Here is a 12,293-nt window from a genome sequence, read left to right on the forward strand (position 1 = left end):
AATTTCTCAATCATTTGTCAGGACTGTATGAAAAACTTTTATGGAAACTTCATAGGCACAGGATTGGTAATTTTGTGCAGTGTTGTCGGTGTCTTTGCCCAAACTACCATTTCCGGCAGGGTCAGTGACGGAGTAACCGGCGACCCACTAGCGGGTGTCAACATCATCGTGAAGGGCAGGGTGCTGGGTACGATAACCGATACCGGCGGCAAATTTAATCTTACTGTAAACGCCGCTCCTCCCCTGACACTGGTGTTATCGTTTGTAGGTTATCGAAGTCAGGAGATAGAAATCACAAATGCTAATACCTCCGACCTTGATATAAAATTAGAAGAACAGACCATCCTGGGCCAGGAAGTTGTAGTCTCCGCTTCCAGGGTAGAGGAAAGTATTTTAAAATCACCGGTCACTGTTGAGAAACTTGACCTTCTAACCATTCGGCAAACTCCGGCTGCTGATTTTTATGATGCTCTTGCTAACGTGAAGGGCGTTCAGTTTACCTCGAGCAGTCTGAACTTTCCGCAAATTAACACCCGTGGTTTTGCTACCATCGCCAATGTACGCTTCGTGCAGATGGTGGATGGCATAGACACACAAGCGCCACTCCTGAATTTCCCAACAGGGAATATTGTTGGTATCGGCGAATTAGACACCGAGAGTATGGAACTTCTTCCGGGTACAGCCTCTGCGTTGTATGGCCCAAATGCTTTCAACGGTGTTCTTTTAATGAATAGTAAAAGTCCGTTTGAATATCAAGGTTTGAGTGCACAATTCAAAGGTGGTTTAACGACCTCTGACGCCCAGGGAGAATCTTACCCGTTTTATAGCTTTAATGCCCGATATGCAAAAGCGTTCAACAATAAGTTTGCTTTCAAACTCAACTTCGCTTACATGAGCGCAGAGGATTGGCGTGGCAATGATTATACTACCGATGTAAATAATCCGGAATCAACGATCAGCCTAACTGGCAAGCCGAACTTTGATGGCGTTAACCTGTATGGTGATGAAACAAGAATACCGGTTCCTTTGCCAGTTCCCGGCTACAATGCTTTAGATCTAAGGAGAACGGGATGGCGTGAGGAAGACATTGTCGACAATTATGATGCTACCAGTATCAAAGGTGATGTCGCCTTACATTATCGCCCAACTGATAAGTTAGAACTCTTGTACAATTTTCGGTTTGGAGGAGGAAGTTCAGTCTATCAGGGATCGCAGAAATACGCTTTACGAGATTTCACTCAGCAGTTCCATAAACTTGAGTTAAAGGGAAACAATTTTTTTGTAAGAGGATATATCACTGCAACGGATGCGGGTGATTCTTACAATATGGCAGCCCTTGGCGGCGTATTAAATGAACGGATTAGTCCGACGGCAACTAAATGGGCACCCGAATATGCGCAGACTTATATATTAGCTCGACAAGGTTTTGTCCCCGGTGTTCCGGCGGGCAATGACGAGGCCGCACATGCAGCCGCGCGTGCATTTGCCGATCGGGACCGACCAGCGGTTGGCACTACGGCATTTAATAATTTGCTGGAAGACGTACGTAACTCATATTTCCAGCGCGATCCTTCTGGAGCAAAATTCATTGATCATTCCAGGCTCTACCACGCTGAATTCAATTATAATTTTGCAGACCAAATTCAGTTTGCTGAAATACAAGTCGGAGGAAATTTCAGGCAGTATAGTCTGTTCTCAGACGGAACTATCTTCAATGAAGATCCTGATGATGGAACCGACTTCGAACGAATTAACATCAACGAGTTTGGCGTCTACACTCAAATCTCAAAAACAATAGCTGAAGTTTTAAAATTGACCGGATCCATTCGCTATGACAAAAACGAAAATTTTGAAGGAAGAATAACGCCACGTGTTTCAGCCGTTTATACCGTCGCTCAAAATCATAACATTCGTGCTTCGTTTCAGACCGGGTTCAGAAATCCGGATACACAGGCGCAATACATTTTCTTTCCTGTCGGAACAAATACATTGTTAGGGAGTTCAGAAGACAATGCAGCAAGGTATGGTGTTCATAAAGGCGGAGCGTGGACGCGTTCTTCTTATGAGGCATATCGAGCTTCAGGTGGAACATTAGCGGCTGACGGCACCCCTACTGGAGGAAACACAAGTCTGCTGGTTACCGATGATGTTGATTATGTAAAGCCGGAGCAATTAGTCTCTTACGAAATCGGTTATAAAGGACTTATTTCCCAAAACTTCATAGTTGACCTGAATGGGTACTATACATCCTATACCGATTTTATAGGAGGTGATGACGTTGCAGCTAAATATGAAACCGTCCATCAGGGTACTACATATGCGCCAGGAACCATTTACTCTCCTTATCGAAATTCACCGGAAGATGTTACTTCAACAGGCATAGGCCTGGGGTTAACCTACAATTTCTTAAAGGGATATTTTGTGACCGGAAATTACAACTATGCAACCTTCGACTCAAAGCAATCAGATGGTAGCACCTTCCGTGCAGGATTCAATACCCCGGAAAACAAATTTACGGTTGGCGTCGGCAACAGGAAGCTCACAAAAAATTTAGGCTTCAACCTGAACTTTCGATGGCAGGAAGAATTTTTATGGCAGTCTGATTTTGGTGATTGGATTGTTCCTGAATTCGGCGTCTTTGATGCACAGTTTAGCTATCGCATACCCTCTATCAAGACCATTGCAAAAATTGGCGGGACAAATCTTTTCGGTAAAGATTACCGGACAAATCTCGGGGGGCCATTTGTCGGACAGCAATACTATCTCTCGCTTACTTTTGACGAATTTTTCAAATAATGCTAACCGGAAGACGTATGAAAAATCTACAATACATACTGGCAGCAAGTTTAATATTATTAGCCACTGCATGCGAACAAGAAATTATAGAAACGGTACCCGGGGAGCCGGATCTCACAAACATTTCACCTGATCCTTGTAGCGGAAGCGCGGGCTCGGCCGACTTCACGAAATTCATTTCAATAGGGAATTCGTTCGTGGCCGGCGTTCAGGCAGGTGCACTCTTCGATGAAGCCCAGGACAATTCTCTGCCGGCCATCATGAATAAGCAATTTGCTTGTGTCGGCGGATCGAGCACTTTTAATCAACCGTCAATCAATGCTTCGTTGGGATGGAATCTGTTTATTACTCAGCCGATCTTGGGACCACCGCTGGATTTGACAAAACCCGTATACGGGAGGATGTTACTACAAGGTGCGTCGCCACGCCCAACGCCACAGGCATACGCCGTTGGAAATTATGAAGCGGTTCCAAACCCAACACTAAATCCGGCTTTTATATACACCGGAAGTAAAACAGCTTTAAATAATTTTGGTGTACCAGCCATAACGTTAGGTCAAACACTCATCTCCGCGACGGGCAACTGGGCAGTGCCCAATCCAGCTGCTGGATTTAGTCCCTTCTATGCAAGGTTTGCATCAAACCCAGGAACTTCCACAATCATCAGCGACGCCGTTGCAGCGGAAGGGACCTTCTTTTTGTTCTGGGCGGGATTGGATGATTTCTTTTTACACGCAGCTTTCGGAGCGGATCCCACCAAGGCACCCTTAAACACAGCGCCAGCATTTGAATTTCAATATGGTGCTGCTATCGGCTCCCTCCTCGCATCCAATCCTGATTTAAAAGGAGTAGTTGGAAATTTCCCTAATATTTTTGCGATGCCTCACTTTACAGCCGTAACGTGGAATGCAGTGCCATTGGATGCTACCACTGCAGCAACCGTCACCACTAACCTGGCTAATAATTACAATGCATTTTTAGAAGCCATGGCCGCGAACAGCATCATTACGGAAGGCGAAATGAACCTGAGAAAATTAGAATATGTTGCAGGCCAAAATCCAATTCTGATCAATGATGAAACGTTAACCGATTTAGCTCCTTACATGGCTGGTCCGTATGCAGGTCTTCTCCCCTATGCAAAAGCCCGTCAGACGACAAACACTGATATCCTACCCCTGAGCGCGGGAACGATTCTGGGCACAACTATAGGCGGAGATCCAAATAAAGTAAACGGTGTAACGATTCCCCTAGCGGATCAATACATTTTGATCCCAACCGAGATTGCCGAGATTGAAGCTGCCCGAACAGCATTCAATACCTCGGTTAAAGCCGTTGCAGATGCGAATGCAACCAGGCTCGCGCTCGCGGATGTGAATAAAGCCTTATTGGATTTTATAACAGCCAGGGCATCAGTTTCGAATAATATTACCCTTACACCAAACATCAATCCGCCAACAGGAATTTATTCCGAGGATGGTGTTCATCCCAATAGCAGAGGATATGCTTTTTTAGCTAACATTTTTATTGACGCGATCAACACCAAGTTTGGAGCGTCCGTACCTGCTGTGAACGTCAGTAAGTACAAGGCGACGGCTTTGCCAATACCTTAGTTATAAATAATATCTAAACTTCATTGAAAGCTGCTGGCATTTGCTTGCAGCTTTTTTTGTTATGGAACTTTGAGGCGGACTCAAGATTTTGTTAGAATAATTTTTTCTCAGAATTTTCCTGGCACTATTGGGATCTGGTGAAACATCTTATGAACCGCTAAAAATTCTTGGTCACCAATAAGATTATCCAGCAAGGCGCAGATGAAGTTTCTGAGGTTGCGTAAGTTGCAGCTATGGTTTGACGACCTCCAACCCCGCTTCTGTCCAATTGTTTAACCCGTCTTTCAGGGTGTACACATTCTTGAACCCCTTTTCTTCCATAATTTTTACTGCATCGTTGCTGCGTTTTCCGGACAAGCAGTAGACATAATAAGGTTTTTCTTTATCGAGTGCATTGATTTTATCGGAAAAGCCCGGGTCTTTGAAATCAATATTTATAGCGCCTTCAATTACGCCTTCTGACACTTCTTCAGGTGTACGAACATCGATAAGCACTGCATTTGGGGTTGCCGAAAGTTTAGATTTAAAATCTTGTGGTTCCAATACAACGGTATGACCATCTGCAGAGTCGCCATTTTCATTTTTTCCGCCAGTCGTACAGCTCGTCAGGCAAAATATGAGCCCGACAAACACATAAATTAATTTTAATTTCTGTTCCATGAGGCTGTGATTTTAAGATCAAATTTAAATATATCCAGCAACTTTATATGCAATAAAACCGGTCCATTCCTTCAATAGCTTCTCCCAGATTATAAAACCTTCAACGCTTGGCAACAGAAAAGAAGTAATGAATATCTTTTCCGGAACACCATAAAAATCCGCACTAAAGGGTTCGATGTCCAACCCTGCCTTGTGATAACAGGCGAGTGAACGTCGCATGTGAAAGGCCGACGTAATCAATAGACAGTCCCCTACTTTAAACTGCAGCGAGTCCATTACTTTTTTTACCGCCACCGCCGATTCATAAGTATTTCGTGTTTTGTTCTCCAGTAGAATATCGATTTCCGGTATTCCAGCCATCATCATTACGCGTTTAAATTTATTTGCTTCCGGTTCGTCATCCTTTAACAACCTTCCGCTTCCACCACTGATGAGAATTTTTTTAATTAATCCCAGTTTGTATAGCTGAATCGTATGTGTAACCCTGTCTGCACCCCGTTTAAAATAAACGCGGTCATCAGGTTTCATAAAACTTTGTGTCGTTCCCGTTAGCACGATCCCCAACTGATGAGGCGTCATTTCGCTAAAGGGTTTAGCGTCTATTTCCCAAGCGCGCATGATCGTATTAGAAATATAGTCGTTTGAAAAAAAGAGAAGCAATATGAACCCAGTCCAATAGAATCTTTTCTTCCAGGGTTGTCGCTTTACAAATACTGACAGGAGAAAAAATGCCACTACCATGGTTAGTGGAAGCACTAAAAAATTTAGCGTTTTTGAAAGAACAAAAAACATTGTTACCTGAATTATTTTCTTCTATTCATGGGATTGGATAAGTTTCCAATACCATCAATAATACGACGTAATATATCAAGGTACAATGTGATCGCCAACACAATTGTCATCGACCAAATAACACCCGTATTGAAGTAAAAGGTGTCAATATCAGATTTAAGGAAATGTTTGGCCGGCATGTAAAACTGTGCATCGAAGTCAATAGCATGTTCAGGGTCGGGATCTTTGTAAATAGGATATATTTTCTGGATTAGTTTACCATCACTCTCCAGAATTCGGTCAGTCTCCGTAAGGTTTTTAACCAATTCAGTGATAGCGTCATTGTGATATCTTTCCCTGTAGTGATTGAAGAGAGCTGCTTTTTCCTGCGTGTCTGTTAAATTATAAATCTTCTCTTCTTTCTTTTTGTCAGCCGCGTTATATCGGTTGACATAAAATTTCTTCAGACTTTCCAAATAGCCCGAAATGGTGTTATAGGTTGTCGAATCGAACTTACCAGGAATCAGATTATTGATAGCCGGTAAATCTTGTTGCGTCTCCTCTAACTCTTTTGAAAGTTCATTTTTGATGATCGATAAATCCTGGGCTACCTTTTGTTTAATCGCTTCATCGGCTGAACGGAAATTATTAATGCAATACTGAAGTTTGGTCTCGATCTCAGGAATAAAATAAACCTTTTTATAATCGGCGTTTGCCATTGTCTTATCATACAAATAAAATTGGCGTTCATAATCATTGTCTTTAAACTGGCTGACCATCGCAGCCTCGAACGCCCATCGCGACGCCATAAGGTCTCCAACAAAAGGGACGGTTGCTGAATTACCTATCCGTGGATTCAGCTTATCAAATTTCACAACGACTCCACTCAATATCAGTTGCGGAATGAGCAACAAAGGAATAAGGATGTAGATGGTGACAGCCGAATTGAAAGCAGATGATATATTTAGTCCGAGGAGGTTTGCAAAACATGCCGTTGTAAAAAGTATAAACCAGTGTTGAAAAAACATTCCCTCAATTTCAAGTATCAGGTTTCCTACCAGCACGAAGGTGAAGGTTTGGATGGCTGATAAAATAAAAAGTATAGAGATTTTAGAAAATATATAACTACTCCGGCTTAGATGCAGAAACGCTTCTCTTTTCAAAATTTTTCTATCGCGGATTATTTCCTCAGCACTTACGGTTAATCCCATAAAAAGAGCCACGATAATGCTCATAAATAAATACGCAGGGAGATTTAAGTTTTTTGAAAACACGTATTCGCCTACATACTTATCGTTCTCGTTATAATACCTAACAATAAAACCTAGGATGAAAGCCAGTACGGGCGCCTCCAGTAGGTTAATGATCATGTACTGCCGGTTGTGAATCTTAGCTTTAATGTCGCGCATAGCAAACAGGAGCGCCTGTTTTAAACGCGTTGGAATATTGAGTGTAGAGTGCGGAACTTCTTTGGATTGTTCGACTGAGAAGGGTTTGTAATTCTTTTTATAAACAGCGTTCCATTGTTCAGGTGAAATTTTTCTTTCGTGGGTAAAGTATCCATATTCATTGATGACCTTCGTCTCAATGATGTTAAAAATTTGTTCCGGATTTACATTGCCACAATCATGACATTCTCCCTCCTCACTGTTTACAAGATTGATACTTTTCTTGAAATACACGATGGCATCCACCGGGTTTCCATAATATATTTGATACCCGCCGGTATCCAAAATCAAAAGTTTGTCAAACATCTTGAAAATGTCTGATGATGGCTGATGGATAACAGCGAATACTAACTTTCCTTTTAGCGAAAGTTCCTTCAGCAAGTCAATAATATTTTCTGAGTCTCTGGACGATAGCCCGCTCGTTGGCTCGTCGCAGAAGAGCACAGCAGGTTCCCGCAATAATTCTAACCCGATATTTAAACGTTTACGCTGACCGCCGCTAATCGTTTTTTGTAACGGTGAGCCGACCTTTAGCTCTTTGGTTTCCGTAAGTCCTAAATCCTCGAGTACTTTTAATACCAGAGCATCTATTTCTTTCTCCGGTAAATTGCTAAAGCAAAGTTTGGCTGCATAATATAGGTTCTGATAAACAGTCAGGTCTTCGATCAACAGGTCATCCTGAGGTACAAAGCCAATCACGCCTTCAATCTTATCCGGATTTTTGTGAATATCAATTCCATTAATTAACACCTGACCTTCTGAAGGTTTTTCGGAACCATTCAGTACATGCAATAATGTCGACTTTCCTGCACCGCTACCTCCCATTAAGGCAATGAGATTTCCGGACTCTTCGGAAAGATTGATCGAGCGCAATCCAAGTCTTCCATTCTTAAATTTGAAACTGAGATTTTTTCCTTCGAAAGACAGCCTTGGGAATTCACCAAATTTTTTAAAACGATTAAGTATGTCGCCATAGTACACAGGCTCATCTTTTTCCCAACGCAACATACTGCCTACTGCTAATACAGTTATTTTGCCCGATTTCACGGGCACACCATTTAAATAAACATCTGAGCCACCGAGGTATTTAATAAAATAGAATTCTGCCTGCTCCACATACAATACAGCAATAAACCCATTCAGATGGGTGCGTTGAATATGCTGTGATTTTGAAAACGATCCTGCCGCTGAAGCATCAATAAGAAGAATTTGTGGATGGTCCAACTTTATCGATTGCTTTCCTAAAACGAAAGTTGTAATGGCTTCCAACTCGTTTGGAGCAATTTTAAAATTGGCACCAATTGTATTTACCAATTCTTTCTCGCGCGTGGAGATCGATCCATCGGCCTGAATGATATTGATGATTTCAAGAACAATAACAATTTTCTGTTTTTGGGTAAGGTCACTATTTACTTCTTTGCACAGATCGTTTACACGTGTGATTTCATCTGTGATATCTCCCGTTTTAGGCGTAAGGTTGCGCGTAAAATCGTCAAACAAATTCAGGTAGTGATCAACAGCGGAATAACTCACATGTTCTTCCAAGAAGACCTTAATCTGATCCCGCTCCTGATGCGTTACATCGTCTTCCTTAGCTACTACAGCAAACAAACGAAGAATGGCCTTGAGTAACTGTTCGCTCATTGTAAAGGTTTAAGTCGAAATAGCTAAATATACTGGAAAGATGATATTTAGTCGAAAAAAAATAAGGGACTGGTGTTTCCAGTCCCTTATTTACATGTAAGATTAATACCGAGTTAATCAGTTATGCTCTTTCTCATTCTTTCAACAATATTTGTTATCTCAATAAGGTTTTTGTCAGTGAGTACCATGTTAGCCTTATTGTTCTTAATTTGTTCCTCAATGTTCAAAGATGCATAAGCAGCTTCGAGGGCTTTCAAGTCAGCCGTAATTGTAGTAACGGGTTCTGTTTGCTCTACGTTCGAAAGCATTTTTAAAAGATCGGATACCGATTTCTTTTGTTCCAGTACTACCCGGATAAGGGGGGTAAGTACTAGGTTTCTTTTGTCATCGGGTAACAGATCTTTAGGGTAAGATTTGATCAGACCGGTTGAAATGTAAAGCCCTTCAACAAAACTGCCTGTTACCACCAGTGCAGAAAGCTTGTTACGATTGTCATCCTTTAAATAAGATTCTGTTTTTTTGATCGTCCTGTCTAACAGTTTTGTTAGGGAGTCTTTGTTGGAAATATTTGCCTCAAACTTTTGAAGCACTTCTACATCGAATGAACCAATAACGCCCAGGTTGTCGGCCAAAGTTTTAGTAGAATTTAAGTAATCGATCGCTTCCTGAGTCTTATCGTAAGAACTCAGATAACCGATGTCTGCCGCATATACACCCAGATTAAGCGCAGCCTTATCGGTACGGGCAGCATACTGGTCGACTTTTGTGCGCGGATTTAACAAGCTTTCATTAAATTCCGCCCCAGTAGCTTCGAGTAGGTATGGAATTTCAGAAGGAGAGGGAATATTATAAATTACTTCTTCAATTTGTTGTTTCAAACTCTCTTCTGCTTCCTTGAATTCAGATGAGTTTTTATCTTTATCGCTACTGGACGACCCGCATGAGGCCAAACCCATGGCGATGAGGGCAGTGAACAAAAAGTAAATGGGGTGCTTAAATTTCATGGTTATGCTTAGGTTTAGAGGTTCAATTTTAACATATTTTTCAAAGCTTTGAAACCAACATTTATATTTTAAGTGATTTTTTATCCTTTTGATTACTTTTTTATTAAGTTTAATTACGCTCCTTTGAGGAAACAGTTATGCCAAGACTAGTAGATAAGACGGTATTAATAGACGACAGTGATATCGATCTATTTATTCAGCGAAGATTTTTGGAAGTTTACGATTTCTCAAACGAGCTTTTGCTGTACAAATCTGCTGACGAAGCACTGAATTGGCTAAAAACAATAAATATTGATCAGGCACCAGACATAATCTTTCTGGATCTGAACATGCCTGAAGTCGATGGATTCTCTTTTCTAAAGAACTTTAAGGAACTTCCGGATTCCATCAGGTCCAAAACTAAAATTGTTGTGCTAACAAGCTCAAACAGCGCAAAAGACCGTTCTCAGGCCTTTACTTATCCAAACGTTATACAGTTTATTACAAAACCACTGAAGCAATCGGATATTGAGGATTTAAAAAAGCTTATTAACCATAACGAGTTTACTGGTCAAGCCAATCCTTGAATTCCTGTACCCGTTCACGGGCTACGATAATATCCGCATCGTCTGATCCCTTAAGCACTAATTTGATACGACTGTTGGTGTGGCTTATCATATCCTGGATTGCACCAGGAGAAATAATATACTTTCTATTGATTCGAAAGAAATGAAGCGGGTCAAGCACATCCTCCAACTGGTCGAGGGTGATATCAAGAATGTGTTTGCGGCCATCTGCTACTTTCGCAAACGTGGTTTTTTCAAGGCTAAAGAAATACTGAATATCAGATACTTCTATTGATTTTAGATGCTCTCCAACCTTTATTACAAATCGTGTTTTGTGTTTACGGGTTAAAGTTTTTACGGCGTCACCAATACTGGCGAGAATTTGGTGAGAGAAGTTACTTTGACTGGTCAGGGAATTTAGCTTTCTAAACGCGGCTTCCAAATCGTCCTTGTCAACTGGTTTCAAAATATAATCGATACTATTGACCTTAAAGGCTTTTAATGCATAAGCATCGTAGGCAGTTGTGAAAATAACCGGGCACTTCACATCGCATTGGTCGAAAATCTGAAAACTAATCCCATCGGCGAGTTGAATGTCCATAAAGATTAAGTCTGGCGTTGGGTTCTCTACGATCCACTGAACGGATTTTTTTACCGAATCAATCTTCCCCAAAATCTTTACACCTGGAACAAGCTCTTCCATCAATTTTACCAACCGTTGGGCTGCATGAGGTTCATCTTCGATGATCAAAACGCCTTGTATCATATTGTTGTAGCAATGATCGGCAACTTTACCTTAAATTTTTCATTTTCAATGATCTCTACATTTTCGTCTGTAAGAAATTTATACCGTTTGCAAATGTTGTCCAACCCAACACCGGGCGAACTTTCAGTAATGATATTTTTTTTCCGGATATCATTTTCCACTACTATAAATTTCCCATCTGTATAAATGTTAATGCTCAGGGGATGCTCCTCGGAAATTTCGTTGTGTTTAATTGCATTTTCAACAAGCATCTGCAGTACCAGCGGAGGAATCATGCCCTCGCTCCCATCCAACGTTAGCGTCAGTTTAAGTTTATCACCAAACCGTATCTGCTGAAGGAAAAGATATGAAGCTAAGAATCGTTTTTCTTCCGCTAACGTCACAATTTCTTTGTCACGCATATCTAATAAATAGCGATAAACATCTGACAACTGTTTAATAAACTTAGCAGCTTTGTCCTGGTCTTCGTAAACCAAGTTCGTTAGTACATTGAACGAATTAAATAAAAAATGCGGATTCACTTGATTTCTCAAACTTTCAAATTTGGCAAGCGTGCTTTCTCGTTTAAATTTCTCGGCGTCGATTGCTGTTTGTCGCCAATTGAACAGAAACGAACGGCTGGTTAATAAAACGGTTATCACCAACGTGATGCCTATACCGATAAAGATCGTTTCTGTAACTGAGCCGATATTTATATCAAAAACCCATTGAGCGGTAGTTGTGAGCAGATAGATTGCAATGACTGTATACAGCAGAATCACAACGAACCCGACGATCACTCGCTGAACGGGGTGTGTAGTCCATTTAATGCGTTCATCCAGGTATTCGCATAAGTATTCAGTGCCAAACCACATTAACATCCAACTGCTGATGGTAAGCGCGGAAACTGACGAAAAATAATGAAATGAGGTAAGACAAGTTCTGCATGTAATTAACGTCATGGCTAGGCCGCCAACCACCAGCCAAGGAATTATACGGACTCGCTTTCTTAAGTATTCACCTATCGACATGATAAAATGATTTCGATTTCCTTGTTCTTTTGATCTTTG

At 41.3% G+C, this 12,293-nt stretch carries 9 protein-coding genes; 3 read left to right on the forward strand and 6 right to left on the reverse strand.

The genetic code is table 11. The features are described 5' to 3' along the window. Positions 1-27 precede the first annotated feature (27 nt). On the forward strand, positions 28-2,796 hold the full coding sequence (locus P2W71_RS24450; protein ID WP_276374042.1) for a TonB-dependent receptor: 2,769 nt from the start codon (positions 28-30) through the stop codon (positions 2,794-2,796). A gap of 17 nt (positions 2,797-2,813) precedes the next feature. Then, on the forward strand, positions 2,814-4,406 hold the full coding sequence (locus tag P2W71_RS24455) for a hypothetical protein (protein ID WP_276374043.1): 1,593 nt from the start codon (positions 2,814-2,816) through the stop codon (positions 4,404-4,406). A gap of 231 nt (positions 4,407-4,637) precedes the next feature. Here the strand turns inward: P2W71_RS24455 and P2W71_RS24460 are convergent, their stop codons facing one another. The 4 genes from P2W71_RS24460 to P2W71_RS24475 form a co-directional block, all read right to left on the reverse strand. Continuing rightward, complete coding sequence (locus P2W71_RS24460) at positions 4,638-5,066, reverse strand: rhodanese-like domain-containing protein (RefSeq protein WP_276374044.1); 429 nt, start codon at positions 5,064-5,066, stop codon at positions 4,638-4,640. Between the two features lie 24 nt (positions 5,067-5,090). Then, on the reverse strand, positions 5,091-5,858 hold the full coding sequence (locus tag P2W71_RS24465; RefSeq protein WP_276374045.1) for a YdcF family protein: 768 nt from the start codon (positions 5,856-5,858) through the stop codon (positions 5,091-5,093). Between the two features lie 11 nt (positions 5,859-5,869). Continuing rightward, positions 5,870-8,929: an ATP-binding cassette domain-containing protein gene (locus P2W71_RS24470; RefSeq protein ID WP_276374046.1), complete on the reverse strand. Its 3,060-nt coding sequence runs from the start codon at positions 8,927-8,929 to the stop codon at positions 5,870-5,872. Between the two features lie 113 nt (positions 8,930-9,042). Further along, positions 9,043-9,933, reverse strand: a complete 891-nt coding sequence (locus P2W71_RS24475; RefSeq protein ID WP_276374047.1) for a hypothetical protein — start codon at positions 9,931-9,933, stop codon at positions 9,043-9,045. Positions 9,934-10,070: 137 nt separating this feature from the next. On the opposite strand from P2W71_RS24475, the gene P2W71_RS24480 reads away from it, so the two are divergent. After that, positions 10,071-10,499, forward strand: coding sequence for a response regulator (locus P2W71_RS24480; protein ID WP_276374048.1), 429 nt, complete (start codon positions 10,071-10,073; stop codon positions 10,497-10,499). On the opposite strand, the gene P2W71_RS24485 is transcribed toward P2W71_RS24480, so the two are convergent. After that, positions 10,477-11,244 carry a LytTR family DNA-binding domain-containing protein gene (locus P2W71_RS24485; RefSeq protein WP_276374049.1) on the reverse strand — a complete coding sequence of 256 codons (768 nt, stop codon included), beginning with the start codon at positions 11,242-11,244 and terminating at the stop codon, positions 10,477-10,479. The genes P2W71_RS24480 and P2W71_RS24485 overlap by 23 nt on opposite strands. Further along, positions 11,241-12,254 (reverse strand): histidine kinase, encoded by a 1,014-nt coding sequence (locus P2W71_RS24490; RefSeq protein WP_276374050.1) that lies wholly within the window; start codon positions 12,252-12,254, stop codon positions 11,241-11,243. The genes P2W71_RS24485 and P2W71_RS24490 overlap by 4 nt, the downstream gene beginning before the upstream one ends. Positions 12,255-12,293: the final 39 nt, after the last annotated feature.

It is taken from the genome of Chryseolinea sp. H1M3-3, from assembly GCF_029360725.1.
Taxonomy (GTDB): domain Bacteria; phylum Bacteroidota; class Bacteroidia; order Cytophagales; family Cyclobacteriaceae; genus Chryseolinea.